Annotated in this window: 3 protein-coding genes; 1 reads left to right on the top strand and 2 read right to left on the bottom strand. The window is 69.3% G+C overall.

Annotated features, from left to right (window positions below; genetic code table 11):
• Together AC1D01_RS34700 and AC1D01_RS34695 are read right to left on the bottom strand one after the other, a co-directional pair.
• The coding region (locus tag AC1D01_RS34700; RefSeq protein ID WP_477874058.1) for a tautomerase family protein at positions 1-259 on the bottom strand (259 nt) is incomplete at its 3' end.
• Between the two features lie 6 nt (positions 260-265).
• Positions 266-979 carry an SDR family NAD(P)-dependent oxidoreductase gene (locus AC1D01_RS34695; protein ID WP_477874056.1) on the bottom strand — a complete coding sequence of 238 codons (714 nt, stop codon included), beginning with the start codon at positions 977-979 and terminating at the stop codon, positions 266-268.
• A gap of 134 nt (positions 980-1,113) precedes the next feature.
• On the opposite strand from AC1D01_RS34695, the gene AC1D01_RS34690 reads away from it, so the two are divergent.
• A partial coding sequence (locus AC1D01_RS34690) for a LysR family transcriptional regulator (protein WP_477874054.1) occupies positions 1,114-1,385 on the top strand: 272 nt, incomplete at its 3' end.

The raw sequence follows: 1,385 nt of genomic DNA, 5'->3' as shown, positions 1-1,385 counted from the left end.
GTCGGTGGTTACACCGACCGGGGGGGATGCGGGCCGGCTTGGGGCGGCCCGGCGCTCGGCCCGCCTCTGCGCGAAGCTCCGTCACGGTGCGCCCCGCCACGCCCCAGTTGTCGGTCTCCACCTCGTCGATGATCACGAAGGTCGTCGCCGGGTCCTTGTGCAGCACGCGGACCATCATCTCGGTGGCTTCGGCGATCAGCTGCTGCTTCTGCTGCAGCGTGACGCCTTCACGGGTGACTTCGATGCGGATGAGCGGCATGGCGGTTCACCAGTGCCCGGCGGACTGCCCGCCATCGACGTGCAGGATCTCGCCCGTCACGAACGTCGCCTTCTCCAGGAACAGCACCGCGTCGACGATGTCGCTCATCTCGCCCATCCGGCCCACCGGGTGCAGGCCGCTCAGCGCCGCATGGTTCTCGGGCGGGTGCATCGGCGTCTTGATGATGCCGGGCGAGACCGCGTTGACGCGGATCCCGCGCGACGCGTACTCGATCGCGAGCGCCCGGGTCGCGGCATTCAGCCCGCCCTTGGTGATCGAGGCCAGCACCGCCGGCACGCCGTTGATCGGCTGGTCGACGATGCTCGTCGTGATCTGCACGATGTGCCCGGCGCCCTGCGCCTCCATGCGCCGCACCGCGCGCTGCGTCACGTGGAAGAAGCCGGCCAGGTTGGTCGCGATGTTGGCCGACCAGTCGTCCGCGGTGAACTGCGTGAACGGCTTGGCGGTGAAGATGCCGGCGTTGTTGACCAGCSYGTCGATGCGGCCGAAGCGGTCGACGCCTTCGCTGAAGATGCGCTCGGCGGTCGCCGGGTCGGCGATGTCGCCGGCGATCGCGAGGATGCCGGGGTCGTCGCTGGTGCGGATCGAACGCGAGTTGGCGACCACGCGCCAGCCGGCCTCGCGGTAGGCTTGGACCAGCGCGGCGCCGATGCCGCTGGAAGCGCCGGTGATGACGGCCGTCTTGGGATCGTGTTTCATGGTGAACGGGCTCCTGTGAACAAGAAGGAAAGGACAGGCCTTCACTGTAGGAACCGGGCCCCGGGGGATAAAGGGGGTTCGCTTACCATCTGCCGCTACACGGTGTAATCAATGCGGCCGCTGGGTGCCATGACATGAAACGGCAGTTCGACGATGTGATGCTGGGCAGCATCGAGCTGTTCTGCCTCGCGGCCGAGCACCAGGGCTTCACCGCGGCCGCGACGATCGCGGGCGTGACGCCGGCCGCGGTCAGCCGCTCGATCGGCCGGCTCGAGGAGCGGCTGGGCGCGCGGCTGTTCGTGCGCACGACGCGCCAGATCCGCCTGACCGATGCCGGGCGCTCCTACTTCGAGCGCTGCCGCGCCGCGCTCGACCAGCTGGTCGATGCCGAGCGCGAGGTCGGCGG

The sequence above is a fragment of the Rhizobacter sp. P3_B12 genome (genome assembly GCF_056402895.1).
This window is presented reverse-complemented; position numbering and strand designations above follow the sequence as displayed.